At 63.9% G+C, this 21,909-nt stretch carries 17 protein-coding genes and 1 pseudogene; 11 read left to right on the top strand and 7 right to left on the bottom strand.

All coding sequences use genetic code 11. The annotated features are described in order from the left end of the window. The first annotated feature begins 1 nt into the window (after window position 1). From H4I97_RS13435 to H4I97_RS13475, 9 genes and pseudogenes are all read left to right on the top strand, one after another. Window positions 2-1,432: a LutB/LldF family L-lactate oxidation iron-sulfur protein gene (locus tag H4I97_RS13435; protein WP_182305171.1), complete on the top strand. Its 1,431-nt coding sequence runs from the start codon at window positions 2-4 to the stop codon at window positions 1,430-1,432. A 5-nt stretch (window positions 1,433-1,437) separates the two neighbouring features. Next, a complete protein-coding gene (locus tag H4I97_RS13440; protein WP_182305172.1) occupies window positions 1,438-2,121 on the top strand; it encodes a LutC/YkgG family protein in 684 nt (227 codons plus the stop codon). Window positions 2,122-2,255: 134 nt separating this feature from the next. Next, a complete protein-coding gene (locus tag H4I97_RS13445; RefSeq protein WP_182305173.1) occupies window positions 2,256-3,596 on the top strand; it encodes a glycosyltransferase family 4 protein in 1,341 nt (446 codons plus the stop codon). After that, window positions 3,578-4,354 carry an HAD-IIB family hydrolase gene (locus H4I97_RS13450; RefSeq protein ID WP_182305174.1) on the top strand — a complete coding sequence of 259 codons (777 nt, stop codon included), beginning with the start codon at window positions 3,578-3,580 and terminating at the stop codon, window positions 4,352-4,354. Before H4I97_RS13445 ends, H4I97_RS13450 begins: the two co-directional genes overlap by 19 nt. Window positions 4,355-4,548: 194 nt before the next feature. Further along, a pseudogene (locus tag H4I97_RS13455) lies at window positions 4,549-5,018 on the top strand (NUDIX hydrolase). Window positions 5,019-5,192: 174 nt separating this feature from the next. Next, window positions 5,193-6,698, top strand: coding sequence for an inorganic phosphate transporter (locus H4I97_RS13460; RefSeq protein WP_182305175.1), 1,506 nt, complete (start codon window positions 5,193-5,195; stop codon window positions 6,696-6,698). Window positions 6,699-6,716: 18 nt separating this feature from the next. Next, a complete protein-coding gene (locus tag H4I97_RS13465) occupies window positions 6,717-7,454 on the top strand; it encodes a 16S rRNA (uracil(1498)-N(3))-methyltransferase (RefSeq protein WP_182305176.1) in 738 nt (245 codons plus the stop codon). A gap of 139 nt (window positions 7,455-7,593) precedes the next feature. Beyond that, the gene (locus H4I97_RS13470) at window positions 7,594-8,967 is read left to right on the top strand and encodes a glutamate--cysteine ligase (RefSeq protein ID WP_182305177.1); all 1,374 of its coding nucleotides are present in this window, start codon (window positions 7,594-7,596) and stop codon (window positions 8,965-8,967) included. Window positions 8,968-9,090: 123 nt separating this feature from the next. Next, the gene (locus H4I97_RS13475) at window positions 9,091-10,005 is read left to right on the top strand and encodes a DUF937 domain-containing protein (protein ID WP_182305178.1); all 915 of its coding nucleotides are present in this window, start codon (window positions 9,091-9,093) and stop codon (window positions 10,003-10,005) included. A 54-nt stretch (window positions 10,006-10,059) separates the two neighbouring features. Here H4I97_RS13475 and H4I97_RS13480 read toward each other — a convergent pair whose 3' ends face one another. Together H4I97_RS13480 and H4I97_RS13485 are read right to left on the bottom strand one after the other, a co-directional pair. Further along, window positions 10,060-12,531: a methyl-accepting chemotaxis protein gene (locus H4I97_RS13480; protein ID WP_182305179.1), complete on the bottom strand. Its 2,472-nt coding sequence runs from the start codon at window positions 12,529-12,531 to the stop codon at window positions 10,060-10,062. A 216-nt stretch (window positions 12,532-12,747) separates the two neighbouring features. Further along, complete coding sequence (locus H4I97_RS13485; protein WP_182305180.1) at window positions 12,748-13,047, bottom strand: DUF1127 domain-containing protein; 300 nt, start codon at window positions 13,045-13,047, stop codon at window positions 12,748-12,750. A gap of 206 nt (window positions 13,048-13,253) precedes the next feature. Between H4I97_RS13485 and H4I97_RS13490 the strand changes: the two genes are divergently transcribed. Further along, a complete protein-coding gene (locus H4I97_RS13490; protein WP_182305181.1) occupies window positions 13,254-14,207 on the top strand; it encodes a LysR substrate-binding domain-containing protein in 954 nt (317 codons plus the stop codon). 174 nt (window positions 14,208-14,381) lie between these two features. Here the strand turns inward: H4I97_RS13490 and katG are convergent, their stop codons facing one another. After that, window positions 14,382-16,592, bottom strand: coding sequence for a catalase/peroxidase HPI (gene katG, locus H4I97_RS13495; RefSeq protein ID WP_182305182.1), 2,211 nt, complete (start codon window positions 16,590-16,592; stop codon window positions 14,382-14,384). Window positions 16,593-16,700: 108 nt separating this feature from the next. Between katG and H4I97_RS13500 the strand changes: the two genes are divergently transcribed. Beyond that, on the top strand, window positions 16,701-17,672 hold the full coding sequence (locus H4I97_RS13500; RefSeq protein WP_182305183.1) for a hydrogen peroxide-inducible genes activator: 972 nt from the start codon (window positions 16,701-16,703) through the stop codon (window positions 17,670-17,672). On the opposite strand, the gene H4I97_RS13505 is transcribed toward H4I97_RS13500, so the two are convergent. The 4 genes from H4I97_RS13505 to H4I97_RS13520 form a co-directional block, all read right to left on the bottom strand. Beyond that, on the bottom strand, window positions 17,637-18,419 hold the full coding sequence (locus tag H4I97_RS13505) for a 3-hydroxybutyrate dehydrogenase (protein WP_182305184.1): 783 nt from the start codon (window positions 18,417-18,419) through the stop codon (window positions 17,637-17,639). The two genes, H4I97_RS13500 and H4I97_RS13505, sit on opposite strands and share 36 nt — an antisense overlap. 72 nt (window positions 18,420-18,491) lie before the next feature. Further along, complete coding sequence (locus H4I97_RS13510; RefSeq protein ID WP_182305185.1) at window positions 18,492-19,613, bottom strand: DUF3734 domain-containing protein; 1,122 nt, start codon at window positions 19,611-19,613, stop codon at window positions 18,492-18,494. Window positions 19,614-19,730: 117 nt separating this feature from the next. Beyond that, window positions 19,731-20,756, bottom strand: a complete 1,026-nt coding sequence (gene adhP / locus H4I97_RS13515) for an alcohol dehydrogenase AdhP (protein ID WP_182305186.1) — start codon at window positions 20,754-20,756, stop codon at window positions 19,731-19,733. 195 nt (window positions 20,757-20,951) lie between these two features. Beyond that, window positions 20,952-21,827, bottom strand: a complete 876-nt coding sequence (locus H4I97_RS13520; protein ID WP_182305187.1) for a dienelactone hydrolase family protein — start codon at window positions 21,825-21,827, stop codon at window positions 20,952-20,954. Window positions 21,828-21,909 lie beyond the last annotated feature (82 nt).

Below are 21,909 nucleotides of genomic sequence, written 5' to 3' on the forward strand. Positions count from 1 at the left end.
GATGCAGTTCACCGCTCCGCAGTTCAAGGAAAACAGCGCCGCCGCCCTTCACGATCCGCAGCTCCAGAAGGCGCTTAAGAATGTCGAGACCGGCTTCATCGCCAAGCGCGCGACGGCCGCCGCGGCACTTCCCGAGTTCGACCTCCTGCGCGACAACGCCCGGGACATCAAGAACCATACGCTCGCCCATCTCGACCTCTATCTCGAAGCCTACGAGGCGAAGGTGAAGGCGGCCGGCGGCCATGTTCACTGGGCCGAGAGCGCGGAAGACGCCCGCCGGATCATCCTCGACATCTGCCGCAAGGTGAACGCGAAGACGGTCACCAAGGGCAAATCGATGATCACCGAGGAGATCAACCTCAACGAATTCCTCGAAACCCAGGGCGTCGAGCCGGTCGAGACCGACCTCGGCGAATACATCATCCAGCTGCGGGGCGAGCATCCGAGCCACATCATCGCCCCGGCCGTGCACCTCAATAAGGACCAGGTGGAGGCCGATTTCCGCCGGGTCCACACCCACCTTCCGGCCGATCGCGACCTGACCGCACCGGAAACGCTGCTCTCCGAGGCGCGCGAGGTGCTGCGCAAGCGCTATTTCCAGGCGGATGTCGGCATCACCGGCGCCAATTTCCTGGTCGCCGAGACCGGTACTTCGGTCATCGTCACCAACGAGGGCAACGGCGACCTCACCCAGACGCTCGGCAAGGTGCATGTCGTCGTCGCCTCGCTGGAAAAGATCGTGCCGACGCTGGAGGACTGCGCGCAGATCCTCCGGCTGCTCGCCCGCTCTGCGACGGGCCAGGACATGTCGGTCTACACCACGTTCTCAACCGGCCCCCGCCGTCCGGAAGATCCCGACGGCCCGGAGGAATACCATGTCGTCCTGCTCGACAACGGCCGCTCGGCGATGCTCGGAACCGAGTTCGAGGAGATGCTGCGCTGTATCCGTTGCGGCGCCTGCATGAACCATTGTCCGGTCTACCATGCGGTCGGCGGCCACGCCTACGGCTCGGTCTATCCCGGCCCGATGGGTGCGGTCCTCACGCCGTCGCTTTTCGGCATCGACCAGTCCGGTCACCTGCCGAACGCCTCCACCTTCTGCGGACGCTGCGAGAGCGTCTGCCCGATGCGCATCCCGCTGCCGAAGATGATGCGGCACTGGCGCGAGCGGGAGTTCGAGCGACATCTCGCCCCGGCGACGAGCCGCTACGGGCTCGGCGTCTGGGCCTTCTTCGCCAAGCGGCCGGCGCTCTACCGGCTGGCGGCGTCACTCGGCGCCCGGACGCTCGCGATGCTCGGCGGCGACAAGCGGAGGATCGGCGCGCTGCCGCTCGCCTCCGGCTGGACCAAATATCGCGACCTGCCCGCACCGGAAGGCCGGACCTTCCTTCAGCAATGGGCAGATCGCCAGGCAAACAGGCGGGAGGCGTGAGCGTCATGGACGGAAAGTCGGCAATTCTCAAGAAGATCCGCACCTCGCTGAAGGCCTCGCCGGACGACGGCACACGCCGCACCGCCGTCACCTCGCGCCTCGCCGAGACGCCGCGCGGCATCATTCCTGCCCGCGGCCAGTTGCCGGGCCCGGCACGGGTCGATCTCTTCGTCGCGATGGCGGAAAAATACAGTGCGACTACGACACGCATCGCCGATCTCTCGGCGCTGCCGACGGCGGTCGCGGACTATCTGAAAGGCCGCAACCTTCCGGCCGCCGTGCGGATCGGCAATGATCCACGGCTTGCGGTCGCGCCCTGGGGCGAGGAGCGGACGCTCGAAATCCGTCACGGCGCCTCCGACGGCCACGACCTTGCCGCCGTCAGCCATGCCTTCGGCGCAATCGCCGAGACGGGAACGCTCGCGCTTCTCTCGGGTCCGGATAATCCGGTGACACTGACCTTCCTGCCGGAACACCATATCGTCGTCCTTGATGCACGCGACATCGCCGGCGACATGGAAGCGGTGTGGTCGAGGCTTCGCGCGGTGAACGGCAAGGCCGTCATGCCACGCACGGTGAACCTGGTTACCGGTCCCTCGCGCTCCGCCGACATCGAGCAGACGCTGCTGCTCGGCGCCCACGGGCCACGCGCACTGCACATCATCGTCGTCGGCGAACCTTCGACATGAAGCGGATGGCCCGCGGGCCATTCGTCCTTGCCGTCACCGGCGAAAAATAGAAATTTCGTTCTCATACAGGAACAAAGTCCGCCTTTTGGCATTAGAAACTTGCCTTTTATGAACCAAATTTCTACTGTTGCGGGATGACAAATACAATCAACGGATTAAACGAAACGCCGCGGATCGCGCTCGTCTCGACCCACGGCTATGTCGCCGCCCATCCGCCGCTCGGCGCCGCCGATACCGGCGGACAGGTGGTCTATGTCCTCGAACTGGCCAAGAAGCTCGGGCAGCTGGGTCATAAGGTCGATATCTATACGCGGCTCTTCGAAGACCAGCCGCAGATCGACACCGTCGACGAGAATGTGCGGGTCATCCGTATTCCGTGCGGCGGACCGGACTTCATCCCGAAGGAGTACCTGCACCGGTACCTGACGGAGTGGAGTGAAAAGGCCCTGCGTTTCATGAAGAACGAGAATCTCTCGTATCTCTTCGTCAACAGCCATTACTGGGACGGCGGCGTCGCCGGCCAGCGACTTTCCGAGGCGCTGTCGATCCCGCATATCCACACGCCGCACTCGCTCGGCATCTGGAAGAAGCGCCAGATGGAGACCGATTATCCGGAGCGCGCCGACAAGTTCGAGGAAGAATTCAACTTTCGTGAACGCATCCAGCACGAACTCATCGTCTACCGCAGCTGCCAGCTGGTGGTCGCCACGACACCGATCCAGCTCGACATGCTGATCGAGGATTATGGGCTCTCGCGCAATCGCGTCCACATGATCCCGCCCGGCTACGACGACAACCGCTTCTTCCCGGTCTCGCAGGCGTCGCGCCAGATGATCCGCCAGCGGCTCGGTCTTTCCGGACGTGTGGTGCTGGCCCTCGGGCGGCTCGCCACCAACAAGGGTTACGACCTGCTCATCGACGGCTTCTCGGTGCTGGCCAGCCGTATTCCGGATGCACGGCTGCGACTGGCGCTCGGCGGCGAGAATCTCGACCCGCAGGAGAGCACCCTCCTCAGGCAGTTGCACGAGCAGGTCGAAGCGCTCGGCCTCTCCGACCGCGTCGATTTCTCGGGCTTCGTTCCGGACGAGGAACTGCCGGACTACTACCGTGCCGCCGACCTCTTCGTGCTGTCGAGCCGCTACGAGCCCTTCGGCATGACGGCGATCGAGGCGATGGCCAGCGGCACGCCGACCGTGGTCACCATCCATGGTGGCCTCTTCCGTGCGGTCAGCTACGGCCGACACGCACTCTTTGCCGATCCCTTCGACAAGGAGGATCTCGGCATCACGATGATGAAGCCTCTCAAGCATCCGCGCCTCTATGATCGCCTGTCGAGGATGGGCGCACACAAGGCGCGCAGCCTCTTTACCTGGACCGGGATCGCACAGCAGCTCGTGGCACTCGTCGAAGGGCGGCCGGTGGCCAAAGCGCTCGACGATGCCGACTGGGACGAACCATGGAACGACGGCGACTGAGCCCCGTGCGGATCTTCTCCTCCGACCTCGACGGCACGCTTGCCGGGGATCGCGACGCCTCGCGGCGGTTCGCCGACTACTGGATGAGTCTCGATGACGCCAGCCGTCCGCTGCTCGTTTACAACAGCGGCCGGCTGATCGAGGACATCCTGGCCTTCATCGCCGAAGAGGGCCTGCCGGAGGCAGACTACCTCATCGGCGGCGTCGGTACGATGATGCACGCCGCGACGGTGCCGGAGATCGCGGAAGCCTACGCCGCGTCGCTCGACCGGGACTATGACCCGCTGCGGATTGCCGAACGCCTGCAGTCGCTTCCCGACATCAGGCGCCAACCGGAACGCTACCAACATGCGCTTAAGTCCAGCTGGTATCTTCACGATGCCCCGCTCGAACGGATCGAGGCGCTGGAAGAGGAACTGCGGGCCGAAGGACTTTCGGTGAAACTTGTTTATTCGAGCGGACGCGATCTGGACGTCCTGCCCGGCAATGCCGACAAGGGCAAGGCGCTGATCTGGCTTTGCCGAGAGCTCGGCATCGGCTTGCATGAGGCGGTCGTCGCCGGCGATACGGGCAACGATCTCGGCATGTTCCTGCTCGACGGCGTCCGCGGCATCGTCCCCGCCAACGCCCTTCCCGAACTGCGCCGGCTCGGGGAAGAACGCGACGACGTCTATCTTGCCGAACGGACCACGGCGGACGGCGTCATCGACGGACTTCGGCATTGGCGCGCGCAAGGTCGGCAACCGACCGACGGATAGCCCAAAAGTGGGCAAGCGCAACACTTGACCTGACGAACGGTTGATCCAACATCGACGGTTAAACGATCGCTTGACTGATTCGCCGTGCGTATCCGGAGAGGTCACCGAACGAACACAACCACAGCGTAAACTTCGAAAACAGGAGACAGCGGGAATTGACCATCATGAGCCGGATAGCTTCGGACGTGCAGTTGATGTTGCGGCGGCCGCCGCGCCAGCAATATGCCGCCCTGTGTTATCGCCCGCGCAAGAAGCAGGGGGCATAGAGATCCTTCTGCTGACCAGCCGCGACACCGGCCGATGGGTGATCCCGAAAGGCTGGCCGATGGCCGGCAAGAAGTCCCATACCGTCGCCGAGCGTGAGGCATGGGAGGAAGCAGGCGCCCGCGGCAAGATCTCTCGCGATCCGATCGGCTATTACAGTTACGCCAAAGGCATGGAAGGCGGCCTCAAGGTGGCGTGCCGAGTTCAGGTGCACGCACTCGAGGTCAAGGAGATGACCAAGGATTTTCCCGAGAAGGGAATGCGGCGGCTTGAATGGGTGAGCCCCGAGGAAGCGGCTGCCCGCGTCCGGGAGCCGGAACTGAAGGTGTTGCTGCACGCGTTCGCCGAAAAGACGGCCAGTGCGCTCACCAAGCCCAAGAATTCTGTCGAAGACCGGTAAAATCGGACTGTCACAAAACTGTCATATTGCGCGCGCGCGCCTTTGCTACTAGGGCAAGGGGCGAATTCGGAACCGCGCGCAGAACCGGACGGGCTCAGCGGCGTTTCGTCGTCACTACAGAAATTCGCGAAAGGGTGGCTCTCGGGGGTCGTCCCTCAGGAAGGCAGTATCGTCATGGCCAAGTCGCCACCCAGCCTCGTCAAGCCCACCCTCGACAAGGACCTCGACAAGTTCGCTTACGTCGAGGAGGCGGCCCACCACATTTCCCGTGGCTACGCGCCGGTCGGCATCGGCCTGATCTTCCTCGTGACGACGATGATCTTCGCCGGCGCCTATGTGATCAACCAGCCGGGCGCGGTCATGGTGGTCGCGGCGGCTGCCATCGGCGCCTATATGGCGATGAACATCGGCGCCAACGACGTGACGAACAATGTCGGCCCGGCGGTCGGGTCGCGGGCGATGACCATGGCGACGGCGCTCGTCATCGCGGTGATCTTCGAATCCGCCGGCGCCCTGATTGCAGGCGGCGACGTGGTCTCGACCATTTCCAAGGGAATCGTCGACCCGGCACAGGTGCCGAATGCACAAATCTTCGCCTGGGCGATGATGGCCGCGCTGCTTTCCTCGGCTCTGTGGGTCAATCTCGCGACCTGGATCGGCGCGCCTGTCTCGACCACTCATGCCGTCGTCGGCGGGGTGATGGGTTCGGGAATTGCCGCCGCCGGGGTCAAGGCGGTCAACTGGGAATCGATGATCGGGATCGCCGCGAGCTGGGTGATCTCACCGCTGCTCGGCGGCGTCATCGCCGCCCTGTTCCTCGCATTCATCAAGGAATTCATCATCTACCGGCACGACAAGATTGCGGCCGCGCGCCGCTGGGTGCCGATCCTGATCGCACTGATGCTCGGAACCTTCTCCGCCTATCTCGCGCTCAAGGGACTGAACCAGATCGTGCGCATCAGCCTGCCGGTCGCCGTGCTCATCGGCCTGGCGACGGGAGTGATCGGCTGGGCGCTCAGCGTGCCCCTCATCCGGCGCCAGTCGATCGGGCTCGAGAACCGCAACCAGTCGCTGCGCAAGCTCTTCCGCCTGCCGCTGATCTTCGCAGCAGCACTTCTTTCCTTCGCCCATGGTGCGAACGACGTGGCGAACGCCATCGGTCCGCTGTCGGCGATCGTCCATGCCGTCCGTGCGAACGAGATCGCCGCCAAGGTCGAAATCCCGATCTGGGTGATGGTGATCGGCGCGACCGGCATCTCGCTCGGCCTCTTCCTCTTCGGGCCGAAGCTCATCCGCCTCGTTGGCGAGCAGATCACCAAGCTCAATCCGATGCGCGCCTATTGTGTGTCGCTGTCGGCAGCCGTCACGGTTATCGTCGCCTCATGGCTCGGCCTTCCCGTCAGTTCCACTCACATTGCCGTCGGCGCGGTCTTCGGCGTCGGCTTCTTCCGCGAATGGTACACCCGCAACTCCAAGCGGCGCATGGACTACATCCGTGCCAAGTCGGACCGCTGGGTGGTCGAGGAAATCGCAGAGCGCAATTCCGACGAAATGCGCCGCCGCTATCTCGTCCGACGCTCGCACTTCATGACGATCGTGGCCGCCTGGGTCATCACCGTTCCGGCTGCCGCAGGGCTTGCGGCGCTGATCTACTGGGTTATGTTCCAGCTCTTCGTCTGAAGAGGGACCATCAGGACCATGCGCGCCAACTACCGGATGCAGAGGCTGTTCGTCGATGCCCCGCTTTTAGCGGGCGCAACGGTCGAGGCGAGCCCGGAGCAGTTCAACTACCTCGCCAACGTGCTCCGCATGACGGACGGCTCCGAACTCCTCCTCTTCAACGGCCACGACGGCGAATGGAGGGCGACGCTCGCCTTCCCGACCCGCAAGCGTATCCTCATGACCGCCATGGAGCAGACGCGGGAGCAGCCCGAACCCTGCGACCTGCGCTTCCTCTTCTCGCCGCTGAAGGTCGGGCGCATGGACTATCTCGTGCAGAAGGCCGTCGAGATGGGAGCCGGCGTGCTGCAACCGGTAATGACGCAGCACGTCCAGGGCAAGATCACCAATCTCGACCGGCTGCAGGCAAATGTCGTGGAGGCTGCCGAGCAGTGCGGCGTCCTTTCGATCCCGACCGTCGAGGCGCCGAAGCGGCTGAGAGACCTCCTGGAGCGCTGGCCGGAGACGCGGCGGATCATCTTCTGCGACGAGGACAGCACGACGCAGAATCCGCTCGCCGCCCTTCAGGGCATCCGCGAGCGGTCGCTCGCCCTGCTCGTCGGGCCGGAGGGCGGTTTTTCCGACGAGGAACGGGCGCTCCTGCGCGGGCTCGACTTCGTCACGGCAATTCCGCTCGGGCCGCGCATCCTGCGCGCCGATACCGCTGCGGTCGCAGCGCTTGCCGTCGTTCAGGCGACCGTCGGCGACTGGCATTGACGAGAGGGGCTTGACCTGCCGCAAGCTTCCGATTTTTTGACGAAGACTTGAGAGAATTTCACTTGCGCACCGGCTTCATTCCGGTCCATTCACGCGATGGTCCGATCCTTGGGCCGACCTCGCCAACAAGGTTCACCGCATGGCCCGCGACACCACCGATCACACTCCCCTCACATCGGTCGACGAAATGGTCGCCTACCTCGCAGAAGGCTGCAAGCCGCGCGAGGCCTTCCGGATCGGAACGGAACACGAGAAATTCGCCTTCTTCCGGGCAGACAACAGTCCTGTCCCCTATTTCGGCGAGGCGAGCATCTCAGCGCTGCTCAACGGCATGCAGCAGAAGCTCGGCTGGGAACCGATCATGGACGGAGAGAACATCATCGGCCTTGCCGGCGGAGACGGCGAAGGCGCGATCTCCATCGAGCCCGGTGGACAGTTCGAACTCTCCGGCGGTCCGCTCGAAACGCTTCACCAGACCTGCCGGGAATCGAACCAGCATCTCTCGGTGCTGCGCGACGTCGCCGAGCCGATGGGCATCCGCTTCCTCGGCATGGGCGGCAGCCCCAAGTGGACGCTGGCCGAGACGCCCCGGATGCCGAAGTCGCGCTACGAGATCATGACGCGCTACATGCCGACGGTGGGCAGCAAGGGCCTGGACATGATGTACCGGACCTGCACCATCCAGGTGAACCTCGACTTCTCCTCCGAAGAAGACATGCGCCGGAAGATGCGCGTGTCGATGAAACTGCAGTCGGTCGCGACGGCGCTCTTTGCCTCCTCGCCGTTTACCGAGGGCAAGCCGAACGGCCTGGTCTCCTGGCGCGGCGACATCTGGCGGGATACCGACAATGCACGCGCGGGCGCCCTGCCCTTCACTTTCAACGAGACGTTCGGCTTCAAGGATTACGTCGAATGGGCGCTCGACGTTCCGATGTATTTCGTCGTCCGCGACGGGCACTACCACGACTGCACCCATATCACCTTCCGCCAGTTCATGGCCGGAGCCCTGAAGGGTGAAATCGCCGAATGGGAACCGACGCTCGGCGACTGGACGAATCATCTTTCGACGCTCTTCCCGGACGTCCGGCTGAAGCGGTTCCTCGAGATGCGCGGCGCCGACGGCGGCCCGTGGCGGCGGATCTGCGCGCTGCCGGCCTTCTGGGTCGGCCTCCTCTACGACGATGCAAGCCTCGCAGCCGCCGACGACCTCACCCGCAGCTGGACCCATGCCGATGTCATCGCCATGCGCGATACCGTGCCGGCAAAGGGACTGGCCGCCGAAATCGCCGGCCGCAGTGTGCTCGACGTCGCGAGGCAGGTGGTCGATATCTCACGGGCAGGTCTCAAGTCACGGCGCCACCTCAACAGCGAGGGTCAGGACGAGAGCCTCTTCCTCGCACCGCTCGATGAAATCCTCGCCAAGAAGACGACGCTCGCCGAAGACATGCTGGCACTCTACGACGGACGCTGGAACCGCGACATCGACCACGTCTTCGAAGACTACCAGTACTGAGGTCGGGCGTCCTCCGCCGAATGCACGCTCGCGGCGGGTGGCGCTAAAAAGCGGTTTGCGCTCGGCTTTTTCCGGTTATAGTGCGGGAACGACGCGCTGTATGCAACCGGAGGGCCGCCATCCATGCTACCACTGTTCGAGATGATGTTGCGGGCACAGAACGGCACGGCGATGGAGGCAGTCGCGAGGCAGTTCAACCTCGCACAGGAGCAGGCGGCGCAAGCCGTGGCCGCGCTCATGCCGGCATTTTCCTCCGGATTCAAGCGCAACACCGCCAATCCGTATGACATGACGGCGCTCCTGGGCGCCATGGCCTCCGGCAACTATGCGAAATACTTCGAGGACATGACCGCGGCCTTCACGCCCCAGGGTGTCGCCGACGGCAACACGGTGCTTGAACAGCTCTTCGGCTCGAAAGAAGTGTCGCGGGCGATCGCAGCCCAGGCGGCGCAGTTCACCGGCATCAGCCAGGATATCTTCAAGAAGATGATGCCGGCTATGGCCGACACGATCATGGGCGGGCTTTCCAAGCAGACCACCGGACAGTTCGACGCTTCCGCATTCGCCAACTCGCCGATGGGCGCGATGACACAGCAATGGCTCGAAGGCATGGGCTTCGCACCGAAGGCGAAGCCCAAGGAACCGAACCTCTTCGACAACCCGTTCACGCAGGCCATGCAGACGATGTTCGGCGTGAAGCCGAACCAGCCGCAGCCCGCCCCCGCCGCCGGCAACCCCTTCTTCGACAATCCCTTCGCCAAGGCCTTTCAGGAAATGATGGCGAGCTACACCGGAACGGCGCCGGCCCCCAAGAGCGAAGCCGCCAAACCCGCCGGGAAGCCGGCGGATCAGGCCGCCGAAGCGAGCGAGCAGTTCACAACCATGGTGAACACCATGTTCGACAGCGGCCTCGAAGTGCAGAAGAGCTATCAGAAGAGCATGGAACAGATCTTCGAAAGCTATCTCGGCAAGGCGGGCGAGGCTCCCGACGAAAAGCCGGCTCCGCAAGGCGATGCCCCGCCGAACGGCAAGGCCTGATCCTTTCGCGTCAGCCCGCTCGCAGGCGGCAGCGAAAACCGCTGCCTGCCCGCCTTAAAATTCTTCCCAGTCTCCGCCCTTGGAAGCCTCGGTGCCGGACGCGCCGGTCTTCACGTTCAGCCGGTTGGTGATCTTTCCAAGAAGTGCACGGGCCGGCGAACTGACGGGACGCGAGGTCTGGCTGGCGGGGGTCACGCGCGGACGCGGCGACGGCGCAGAGGCCTGGAAGACGCGCGGCTCCACGGGGGCGCCGCCCGGCATCTGCCTCAGGCCGGACGCGCCCTGCGGCGCTAGGTTCCCGTCGACGTTGAACTGCCCGACAACATCGGAAAGCGTCTGCGTATCATTCGACAGCGTGGTCATCTCGCGGTCGGTCTGTTCGGCGGCGCGCGCGTTCTGCTGGGTGACGTCCTCCATACGCCCGACGGCCGAGTTGATTTCCTTGAGACCCTCCGACTGCTGCCGCGCTGCGGTAGCGATCGAATGGATGTGGTCGTTGATCTCGACCACCTGACCGGCGATCGACGACAGCAGGTCGCCACTCTCCTTGACGAGCCCGACGCCGCTTGCGACTTCGTCGCCCGACTTGATGATGAGTGCCTTGATCTCACGTGCGGCGTTTGCGGAACGCTGCGCGAGTTCGCGGACTTCCTGCGCGACGACGGCGAAGCCCTTGCCGGCTTCGCCCGCACGCGCCGCCTCGACGCCGGCATTGAGCGCCAGCAGGTTGGTCTGGAAGGCGATTTCATCGATGACGTTGATGATCTTCGAAATCTCCGAGGAGGCGTTCTCGATACGCGCCATGGCGTTCACCGCCTCGCCGACGATCCCGGCCGAGCGGTCGGAATTGTCCCGTGCCGTGCCGGCGAGCCGGGAGGCGGTTTCGGCGCGTTCGGAGGACTGGCGGATCGCCTCCATGATCTGGCGGATCGAATTGGTGGTTTCTTCGAGCGCCGCCGCCTGTTCCTCAGTCCGGCGCGACAGATCCTCGGTCGAGGCCCGGACCTTGACACTCTTGGCGTTGATCTCGTGGACATTGGAGTGGACGGCGGAGATCGTGCGCGACAGGCGTTCGAGCGAGGCGTTGAAGTCAACCCGCAGGCGGTCGAGGCCACTCGCAAAAGGCTTTTCGATCGTCGCGGTGAGATCGCCGCCGGCGAGCCGCTGCAATGCGTTACCAAGAACCTCGACGGCCTCGCTCATGCGCGCCTGCTCGGCGGCACGCTCGGCATCGCGGTCGCGGCGGTCCTTTTCGTCGGCCAGCCGGCGTGCTTCGGCGTCGGTTTCAAGCGTCCGCTTCTCGAGCGCCGCCTGACGGAAGACTGCGACCGAGCGAACCATCTCGCCGATCTCGTCCTGCCGGCCCTCGCCTTCGAGGGCGATCGCCGTGTTGCCGCTCGCGAGTTCGCCCATCGACTTGACGAGACGCGTGATCGGGCGCGTCAGCGAACGCGAGTAGAGAACGGCGATCACGATGCCGAGAAGCACGATCGGAGCACCGAAGAGCACGGACACCAGTGCCGTGCCGCGAAGGTTTGCCGCAACCTCGTCCTCGCCGATGAGCGCGAAGACGGCCCAGCGGGTGCCGGCGAATTCGAGCGGCACGCCGGCGGCGAGGCTGGTCATATCGCGGTAACCGGATAGTGTTCCAAAGGCGTCGCCGCCTTCCATGACCACCGGCAGCATCGTCGTGTCGACCTTCGCGGAAAGGATATCCTTCTCGGGCGTCAGCGTGCTGTCGTTCAGCAGCGTGCCCGCGGAGTCGACGAGAACGGTTTCGCCGGTCTCGCCGAGCCCCTTACGGTTGGCGAAGAGCGTGTCGAGGCGGTGGTTCGGCAGGCGGTAGGCGACGACGCCGATCGTGCGGCCGTTCATTGTGATCGGAACGGCAAGGAAGGATGCCGGAGCGCCTTCGGAAGGCGCATAGGCCGCAAAGCCGGACATTGCGACGGCGTTCGGATCGTTGGCGGCAATGACCTTGGCGAAGACCTCCGCCAGGCCGGAATCCTTGTACGGCCCCTTCGTGACGTTGGTGCCGTAGTCCTTCTCCTTCTGGACCGAATGGACGACGTTGCCGTCGAGATCGATCATCAGGATATCGTCGTAGCCCTGCGCCTGCAGATGATTGAGATAGTAGGCCTGATACTGCTTGTGGGCACGGTCGAAGGCATCCTTCTTGGCGCTGTCGAGCTTGTATTTCTCGCCGACCGGATTCGGATTCTCGTCGATATAGCGGCGGTGAAGCTCGGCAGCCGGGTCCTCGCCGAGGAATTTCCATGCTCCGGTGAAGCCGTAAAGCGCCTGCTGGGTGGTGACGTTCGAGGCGACCGCCGCAATATCGAGGCGCACGCTTTCGAGATAGCCCTTCGCTTCGTTGCGCCTTCCGTCGGCCGTCGCTTCCAGCTTCTGATAGACCTGCTGGCGCAGCGCACGGCTTTCGAGAAAGAGCGTCAAGGCGACCGATGCGCTGATGGCGACGATGGTGAAGACCGCCGCCGCGAGAGGAAGCTTCCTGGAAATCCGCATTGAAAAAGGCTCCGTGACCGTGCCCGGAGGAACCGGGGCCGCTGGCAATGGGAAAGAGAATCTCGTGCGGAAGTTAGAAATCTCTTACCGCGAACGGAAAACCTGTGGGAGGCTGGCGCAAAGATTCGCGCGCATAAAAAAATGCCCGGGACTGGGAGGGTCACCGGGCAAGTCGGCAGGGTTATTGGCAGTCACCCTGCGGGGATTGGGAGAGGGTCATTCGGACTTCGTCGACAGCAACGAACGGACGGCGCGACGGCGCGCGGTACGGGTGAGGAGGCGCGAAGGATCGTCCGCAATGCCGGAGGTTCGAAGGATGCTCTCGACGTCGGCGCGGGAAAGTCCGATGTCGCGCAACAGTGCATCATCGAGTTCGGCAAGGCGGTTCGCAGCTCGTCGGTTCCTGAGTGCGCGCAGAACGGACTTCGTCGCTTCCCACGTCACGGCGAGACGCGTGGCAAGCGTCGGCCGGGAAACCGCAAGATCGAGTTCTATCATCCGTTCGGTCGTGCTCATGGCGACGAAGTCCTTTCGATTTCGGCACGAATGGAGGCGGGCTCGTACCCGGAAAAGGGTAGAGCCAACCGTCGGGGCATGGAGGTTGGGGGGAGCCGATGGCGGCGGCTCCGGTTGAATTGCATCGTGATGATGCTGAAAAGCTATTGATCAGTCCAACGAATGTTTCTAATAGTTATCATCAATCCATCTGATGGAATTCCCCCATGTCAGCGCCACTCGATATCGATCAGCTCCAGACCTTCATCGCGATCGTCGACACCGGAAGCTTCACGAAGGCCGCGGGCCGTGTCTTCAAGACACAGTCGGCCGTTTCGATGCAGATGCGGCGGCTCGAGGAGCGCATCGGCAAGCAGCTCTTCATCAAGGACGGTCGCGGCAACCGACTGACAGCCGAAGGGGAGAAGCTCCTGAATTACGCGCGACGGATCATCCGGCTGAATTCGGAGGCGATCGCCGCCTTTGACGACAACCGGCTGGAAGGCACGCTGAGAATCGGCACGCCGGACGACTACGCCGACCGTTACATGCCGGAAATCATCGGACGGTTTGCGAAGACACACCCAAACGTCGAGCTCTACATCGTCTGCGAACCCTCGGTGGATCTCGCCGAGAAGATGGCCCGCGGCGAGCTCGACATTGCGCTTGTCACCCACAATCCGCGCGCGCGCAGCTCGGACGTCGTCCGCACCGAACCGCTCTGCTGGGTCGCATCGGCCAACCATCCGCTGCGTGACGACGCGCCGGTGCCGCTCGCCGTCGGGCGACGCGACTGCAACTGGCGCCAGCTCGCCTGCTCGGCTCTGGACGCCGACGGCCGCGATTACCAGATCCTGTTCACCAGCTGGTCCTCGACGGTGGTGGCTGCCGCCGTTCTTGCCGGCATGGCGGTTTCCGTGCTCCCGGAATCGGCGCTCCGCACCGGCATGAAGGTGCTGACCCAGTCCGACGGCTTTCCCCCCTTGCCGCCGGTGCAGATCGGCCTGATGAAGCGGCCGGGGCTTTCCACCTCGCTGATGAACGCGATCACCGACCACATCACCGCCTGCCTCGACAACATCACGCCATCGGCAGTCGATGACGATCTCGACGGCGACGTGAAAACCTATCCGCGATACTATCCGCGACTGCGCGCCGGCCACATGATCCCGGGCTGGTAAGCGGCCCGCAAAAATTGGTATCGACAGCAGAACAGAAACAGCCGGGGTGAACCCGGCTGTTTCTGTTTCCGGCCGGCACCCGAGTGCAGCGCGGGGTGCGGCGCTCTCCCGGTCCGGCTGCCGCTGTGCGACCCTGGCGGCGGGCCGCACAGCGGTGTTCCGTTCGCCCGGCGATCAGGCGACGTCGAAGCGGTCGGCGTCCATCACCTTCGCCCAGGCGGCGACGAAGTCGTCGACGAACTTCCGACGGGCGTCGTCCTGCGCATAGACTTCGGCAAGCGCGCGCAGCTGCGAATTGGCGCCGAAGACGAGGTCGACGCGCGTCGCCGTCCACTTTACCGCACCGGTCTTGCGGTCGCGGCCCTCGAACAGCGTCTCAGCCTTCGAGGTCGACGCCCAGGCCGTGCCCATGTCCGTCAGGTTGACGAAGAAGTCGTTCGTCAGGACACTCGGCCGGTGGGTGAAGACACCGTGCTGCGCATCGCCGTGGCTTACACCGAGCACCCGCAGGCCGCCGACGAGGACCGTCATTTCCGGTGCGCTCAAGGTCAGGAGCTGCGCCTTGTCGATCAGGAGTTCCTCGGGCGAAATGCTGAACTCGGTTTGCTGGTAGTTGCGGAAACCGTCGGCGACGGGTTCGAGAACGGCAAAGGCTTCGACGTCGGTCTGTTCCTGCGTCGCGTCGGTGCGGCCCGGCGTGAACGGTACCTCGATCGCCTCTCCCGCCGCCTTTGCCGCCTGTTCCACCGCGGCCACGCCGCCGAGGACGATCAGGTCGGCGAGTGACACCTTCTTGCCGCCGGACTGGGCGGCGTCAAAGGTGGCACGGATCGACTCGAGAACCGCCAGCACCTTGGCGAGCTGCTCGGGCTGGTTGGCTTCCCAGTCCTTCTGCGGCGCGAGGCGAATGCGGGCGCCATTGGCACCGCCGCGCTTGTCGGAGCCGCGGAACGTGGAGGCCGAGGCCCAGGCGGTGGAAACGAGCTCGGCGATCGTCAGGCCGGATGCGAGGATGCGGGCCTTGAGGTCGGCGATGTCCTTGGCATCGATCAGCGGATGATCGGCAGCCGGAACCGGGTCCTGCCAGATCAGGTCTTCCGCGGGAACTTCCGGACCGAGATAGCGGGCTTTCGGCCCCATGTCGCGGTGGGTGAGCTTGAACCAGGCGCGGGCGAAGGCGTCGGCGAACTTGTCGGGATTGGCGAGATAGTCGCGCGCGATCGGCTCGTAGACTGGATCGAACTTCAGCGAAAGGTCCGCCGTCGTCATCATCGGGCGATGCTTCTTCGACGGATCGTGGGCGTCGACGACCATGTCCTCTTCGTCGACATCCTTCGCCAGCCACTGGTGCGCGCCTGCGGGGCTCTTCACCAGCTCCCAGTCGTATTTGAAGAGGACCTTCAGATAACCCATGTCCCAGGTGGTCGGGTTCGGTTTCCAGGCACCTTCAATGCCGCTGCCGATCGCATCGCCGGCCTTGCCGATGCCATAGCTCGATTTCCAGCCGAGGCCCATTTCCTCGATCGGCGCTGCTTCCGGTTCCGGACCGACGAAGGCCGGGTCGCCGGCGCCGTGCGCCTTGCCGAAAGTGTGCCCGCCGGCGATCAGCGCGACGGTTTCCTCATCGTTCATCGCCATGCGCGCGAAAGTCTCGCGCACGTCGCGGCCGGAGGCGACCGGCTCGGGATTGCCGTTCGGACCTTCCGGGTTCACGTAGATCAGGCCCATCTGCACCGCGGCGAGCGGGTTTTCCAGCATGCGTTCGCCGGTATAACGCTTGTCGCCGAGCCACTCGGTCTCAGCACCCCAGTAGATGTCCTCTTCCGGCTCCCAGATGTCGGCACGGCCGCCGCCGAAACCGAAGGTCTTGAAGCCCATGGATTCGAGCGCGCAGTTGCCGGCAAGGATCATCAGGTCGGCCCAGGAAAGCCGGTTGCCGTATTTGCGCTTGATCGGCCAGAGCAGCCGCCGGGCCTTGTCGAGGTTGACGTTGTCCGGCCAGCTGTTGAGCGGGGCAAAGCGCTGGGTGCCGGCGGAGGCACCGCCACGGCCGTCACCCGTGCGGTAGGTGCCGGCGCTGTGCCAGGCCATGCGGATGAAGAGCGGCCCGTAGTGCCCGTAATCGGCCGGCCACCAGTCCTGGCTGTCGGTCATCAGCGCATAGAGATCGGCCTTCACTTCTTTGAGGTCGAGCTTGCCGAACTCCGCGGCGTAGTCGAATGCCGGGCCCATCGGGTCGGAAAGCGCCGAATTCTGATGGAGGATCTTGAGATTCAGCTGGTTCGGCCACCAGTCGCGGTTGGAGCGCATCGATACGTTGGTGGCTCCGTGCACGACAGGACACCTGGCCTGGCTGTCGTTGATCTCCTTGAGCTTCGCGTCCATGTTTGCCTCCTGTTTGTCTGCAGCAGTTGTCTTCGGGCGCCAGCTTCTTCCAAGCAGGTGATAATTTCCAATTGTATTTGATGTTATTGGCGATAGGATATTCCTATCATGATTACCATTCGTCAAATGCGCTACTTCGAGGCGCTCGCCGCAACACTGCATTTCGGCCGTGCGGCCGAAATGGTGCATGTCAGCCAGCCCGCTCTTTCGGCACAGATCATGGAGATGGAGAAGCATCTGGGGGTGGTGCTGGTGGAGCGGACACGTGGAGCGACGCTGCTGACGGCCAAGGGCGAGGAAATCCTTGCGCACGTGCGCAGCGTGCTCGCCGGCATCGACCGGCTGGAGGAGGCAGCGCGCCGCAGGAGCGGCATGCTGGAGGGCATGATCCGCATCGGCATCATTCCGACGGTGGCGCCCTATCTGGTGCCGCAGATGGTGCCTTATCTCCGGCGCGAGCATCCGCTGATCGAAATCGAACTCAAGGAGGCGGTGACGGACCGGCTGCTCGCCGACCTCGCCGAGGGCAGGCTCGACGCGGTGATCGCGGCCCTGCCGGTCGAAGCGGAGAACGTCGCCACCCGCAGCCTCTTCACCGACCGCTTCTTCGTCGCCATGGCCGACAACGAAAGCGACGTCCTTGTCTCACCTCTCGCCGAAACGCAGGTCGACCCGAACCGGCTGCTGCTGCTCGAAGAGGGACACTGCCTGCGTGAACAGGCGCTCGCCGTCTGTAAGTCGGCCAACAGGCGAAATCTCGTCAATGTAGGTGCGACCTCGATGACGACCCTTCTGCAGATGGTGTCGCACGACATGGGCATGACGCTCATTCCGGAAATGGCCGTCGATACGGAAACGGCGCGCACGGCGATCCGCATCGTGCCCTTCGCCGACCCGGCGCCGTCCCGCGAGATCGGCCTCGTCTGGCGACGGTCGAGCCCGCGCCGGCAGGACATGGAAGCGCTGGCCGCCGGCATCGTGGCGAGCCGCGGCAAGTTCCGCGAGGGCGGGCGTGGCCACGAGACCGACGCCCTTCCGTCGGGCTCAGTTCATGAACCAGCCATGGCTGACGACCAGTGACTGCCCCGTCAGCGCATTGGTCTCGAAACCGGCAAACATCAGCGCGACCTCGGCGACGTCCTCCACCGTGGTGAATTCGCCATCCACAGTCTCACCGAGCATGACCTTGCGGATCACGTCGTCCTCGGAAATGCCGAGTTCCTTCGCCTGTTCCGGGATCTGCCTGTCGACCAGCGGCGTCCGCACAAAGCCGGGGCAGATGACGTTCGCTCGAATGCCGGACGAGCCGCCTTCCTTGGCCACCACCCGCGCCAGCCCGAGCAATCCATGCTTGGCGGTGACATAGGCCGACTTCAACGGCGAGGCCTCGTGCGAATGCACCGATCCCATGTAGATGATGGCACCACCGCCCTGGCTCTTCATGTGCGGGATGCACGCTTTCGTGGTCAGGAAAGCGCCGTCGAGATGGATCGACAGCATCTTCTTCCAGTCGGCAAACGGAAAATCCTCGATTCGGTGGACGATCTGAATGCCGGCATTCGACACCAGAACATCGACACGTCCCCATTTTTCGACCGTCTTCGCCACGCCGGCATTGACCGCCGCCTCATCCGTCACGTCCATGGCGATGCCGAAGGCTTCGCCCGGGCCCATCGATGTCAGGGCATCGGCTGCCGCCTGGGCCTGATCTTCCTTCAGATCGGCGATGACGACTTTCGCACCCTCTTCCACATAGCGCTTGGCGATTGCGTGGCCGATGCCGCTGGCCGAGCCGGTGATGATGCAGACTTTACCTTCGAGTTTCATGGTCATTCTCCTTGTTGCCTGTCCGGGGTCGTGCGTCCTGCTGGCGCCGGTACCGGACGACGAGACGTGATGTCAGCTCTTCCCGTGCCGTTCGTGGGCGAGGTCGAAAATCTGAATTCCGTCGCGCGGGCGGCCACGGTTTTTCCACTTGTCGTGGTTGAGCGTGTGCATGACGTCGTCGTAACCCGCTGCCCAATGCTCCGTTATCGACGCCCGTGAAAATTCGGCATCCATGGCGTGCGTGGCAGAGGCCGCCCGCCGGTGGATGAGATGCACGATCGTCACGTCGTATTCGACGCCGATGGATCTCAGAATTCTGGCATCCTCGTCATCGGCGAATTCGGGCGGCAGCTTTTCGAGGAGCCGCTTGGCGGCACGGCGGACGACCTGCCTGCGGGCGAACTCGTCGGTGTTCAGGCGCGTCCGGCTGGAATAGCGGATCTCCTTAATACGGCTCTCCGCCTCGAAGTGATCCTTGGGCATGGTCCCGCGGGCGCTGAAGAGGTCGATCTGGAAGATCTCGAGGTCCCGGTTGGAGGCGTTGGTCGACAGGACGTGCTGTAGAGGCGTGTTGGAGACGAGGCCGCCATCCCAGTAGAAACGGCCGTCAATTTCGACCGGCGCGAACCCCGGCGGCAAGGCGCCCGAGGCGGCGATGTGCCGGGCATCCAGCGCCTGACGGCGGCTGTCGAAATAGGCGAAATTGCCTGACACAACCTCGACCGCGCCGAGACTGATGCGGGTCCGACAATTGTTCAGGAGGTCGAAGTCGACCAGTTCCTCCAGCGTCTTGAGCAGGGGCTCCGTGTCGTAGAAGCTGATGGTGGCGTCGCGATTGTAGAGGATCTGGTAAGGGGTGTAGAGGCGCGGTGAAAAGAATCCGGGTATGCCGGTGAGCGCTCCGGCCATCGCCGAAATCTCGTTGGAGATACGGCGAACATCGGCGCCGTCATGGCCGAACCCGAAGGTCAGGTTCGACGAAACCTTGTCCCAGAACTTCCGGAGATTTTCGACCCGGCGTTCCTTCGGCGCTCCGGCGATCAGCGCGGCATTGACGGAACCGATCGAAATTCCGGCGACCCAGTCGGGGTCGATATCATGTTCGTGCAGCGCCTCGTAGGCTCCCGCCTGATACGCTCCGAGCGCACCACCCCCTTGAAAGACAAAGATCTGTTCGCACTTGGAATTCGACATGGTGCCCTGCAACTTGAATATTGCACTGCACTATAAGTAGGAGATTCTGAACGGCTCGCCAGAGCAAGAGGCCGCATACGCGACCCCTTGCATTCACGTTTCGGTGTATGCACCGGTTCAGTTGAGATCGAGGACGATGCGGCCGTCGATCTTGCCTTCCTCCATGCGGTGGAAGATGTCGTTGATGTTCTCCAGCTTGTCCCAGGAGAAGTGCGAGGCGACCTTGCCCTCGCCCGCGAAGACCAGCGATTCCTCGAGATCCTGGCGGGTGCCGACGATCGAGCCGCGCACCGTGATGCGCTTCAGCACCGTGTCGAAGACCGGCAGCGAGATGAAGCCCGGCGGCAGACCGACCAGCGCCATCGTGCCCTTGGAGCGCAGGAAGCCATAGGCCTGCTCCATCGCCTTCGGGGAGACGGCGGTGACGAGTGCGCCGTGCACGCCGCCGGTCGCCTTCTGAACCTGCTCGATCGCATCGGCTGCACGGCCATTGACGGTGATGTCGGCGCCGAGCTCCTTCGCAAGCTTCAGCTTTTCATCAAAGATGTCGGCCGCCACGACATGCATGCCCATGGCCTTGGCATATTGCACGGCCATATGGCCGAGCCCGCCGATACCAGAGATGACGACCCATTCGCCGGGGCGCACCTCGGTCTCCTTCAGCGCCTTGTAAACGGTGACGCCGGCGCAGAGCACCGGAGCCGCAGGGCCGAATTCGAGATTGTCCGGCAGACGGCCGACGAAATCCGGATCGGCTAGGCCATACTGGGCGAAGGTGCCATTGACCGAATAGCCGGTGTTCTGCTGGCTGCCGCAGAGCGTCTCCCAGCCGGTGCGGCAGGGCGTGCAGCAACCGCAGGCGGTATGCAGCCACGGCACGCCGACGCGATCGCCTTCCTTAATGCGGGTGACGCCGGCGCCGAGCTTGGCGACATAGCCGACGCCCTCATGCCCCGGAATGAAGGGCGGGTTGGGCTTGACCGGCCAGTCGCCGTTCGCCGCATGCAGGTCCGTATGGCAAACGCCTGTCGCCAGATACCTGACGAGAATCTGACCCGGACCGGGGTCTGGTATCGCCATTTCCTCGATCACCAGCGGCTTGCCGAATTCCCGCACGACGGCGGCTTTCATGCTCGATGCCATTCTTTTCCTCCTCGACAGAAATCGTGTTGCGGAATCATCTGGCCGCCGGGATACACCCGTCACGACGTATGCATCCTAGCGTTGTCCCCGTCGAATTTCTTGATCCGGGTCAAGCCTGCGGCGCTTCACGACGGTTTCTGTCGCAGGGTTGCGACAGCCCCGGAAAGTTTCCGGCGCCATCGCAACAGCGAATATTCAGGAGAGATATTTCTTCAGGAAAGCAACCGTCCGCGACCAGGCAAGGTCGGCCGCCGCCTTGTCGTAGCGGGCTGCGGAGGTGTCATTGTTGAAGGCATGGTTCACGCCCTCATAAACATGGATCTCGTACGTCTTCTTGTTTGCGTCGAGGGCCGCCTTGTAGGCGTCGATGCCGGCATTGATGCGCTCGTCGAGCCCGGCATAGTGCAACAGAAGCGGCGCCTGGATGGACGGCACCTGATCGGCGGGGACCTGGGCGCCATAATAGGCGACCGCGGCGCCGAGCGCCGGCGAGGCGACCGCCAGACGATTCACCATGCCGCCGCCCCAGCAGAAGCCGACGGCGCCGACATTGCCGTTGGAATCGGCGTTGCCGGCCAGATAGACGCGGCCCGCCTCGGCATTGTTGACGGCCGCAGCCATGTCGAGGGTGGTGAACATCTCACGCGCCTTGTCCTCGTCGTCCGGCGTTCCGCCGTAGGGAGAGAGGAAATCCGGCGCCAGCACGACGAAGCCCTCGAGTGCTATGCGGCGGGCGACGTCGCGGATGTGCGGATTGAGACCGCGGTTTTCGTGAATGACGATGACGCCGGGCAGCGGGCCTGCGGCGTCCTTGGGGCGGACGAGGTAGGCCTGCATCTCGGTCGTTCCGCCGGGATAGGTCACATCCTCGGCCTTCAGGCGGGCGTCGCCCTCGGGGACGACGGCGGCACTCGCCTTGCTCGCGGCAAGCAGCGGCGCGATGGTGGCGGCAGCCGCTCCCGAGCCGGCGATTGCCGTCAGTCTTTCCATGAATGCACGGCGATCCAGAGTAAGATGAGTGTATTCGTCATAGGCGTCGATCATCGCCTGCGTGACTTTCGGCGTGTCCATGATGCTCCTCCGTTCAGGGTATCTGGATGGCGGCCCGAACGCAGGCGCGCCGAAGGCAGGATAGTGCCCACCGGCGATTGCG

The organism is Ciceribacter thiooxidans, from assembly GCF_014126615.1.
GTDB lineage: Bacteria > Pseudomonadota > Alphaproteobacteria > Rhizobiales > Rhizobiaceae > Allorhizobium > Allorhizobium thiooxidans.